This is a genomic window from Pseudomonas sp. IT-P171 (genome assembly GCF_949767765.1).
In the GTDB taxonomy this organism is placed as follows: domain Bacteria; phylum Pseudomonadota; class Gammaproteobacteria; order Pseudomonadales; family Pseudomonadaceae; genus Aquipseudomonas; species Aquipseudomonas fluorescens_B.
Genome location: NZ_CATKQN010000042.1, coordinates 1 through 328, shown reverse-complemented (window position 1 = coordinate 328; position 328 = coordinate 1). Strand labels below are relative to the sequence as shown.

Annotated in this window: 1 protein-coding gene; it reads left to right on the top strand. The window is 61.6% G+C overall.

Annotated features, from left to right (window positions below):
• The coding region (locus ACM6I5_RS19860; protein WP_414884492.1) for an Ig-like domain-containing protein at window positions 1-328 on the top strand (328 nt) is incomplete at both ends.

Sequence of the window (328 nt, the reverse complement as noted above, 5' to 3'; positions counted from 1 at the left end):
CTCGGACACTTCGACGCCAGTGAACGGCGGGCTCAACACCCAGATCAACGGTACTTACGGCTACCTGACCCTGGACGCCCAAGGCAACGCCGAGTACCACAGCTACCCGAACTCCGTGAACGGCCCGGGCGCGACCGACGTGTTCACTTACACCCTGCGCGACAACGACGGTGACGAAAGCACCACGACCCTCACCATCGACGTCAACAACAGCTGTATCAACAACCCGGTCACCCTCAACGGCCTCGACGTGGCGGGCGGCGAACTGACCGTCTACGAAAAAAACCTCACCTACGGCACCGATCCCGATAACCCCGCCCTGACTCAG